The organism is Ruminiclostridium sufflavum DSM 19573 (genome assembly GCF_003208175.1).
Classification (GTDB): domain Bacteria; phylum Bacillota; class Clostridia; order Acetivibrionales; family DSM-1351; genus Ruminiclostridium; species Ruminiclostridium sufflavum.
This window is the reverse complement of record NZ_QKMR01000026.1, coordinates 4,193-4,431: the sequence shown is the minus strand read 5'-3', so window position 1 is coordinate 4,431 and position 239 is coordinate 4,193.

The window sequence follows — 239 nt, the reverse complement described above, 5'->3', positions numbered from 1 at the left end:
CCAGTAGGACCAATAGGACCAGTAGCACCAGCAGGGCCAGTAGCACCAGCAGGACCGGTAGGACCAGTAGCACCACCGCCAGGGCCAGTAGGACCTATAGGACCAGTAGCACCAGCAGGGCCGGTAGCACCGGCAGGACCAGTAGGACCAGTAGGACCGGGAGCACAACCGCCGGGACCGGTAGGACCGACAGGACCAGTAGGGCCGGTCGGACCAGTAGGACCGGGAGCACAACCGCC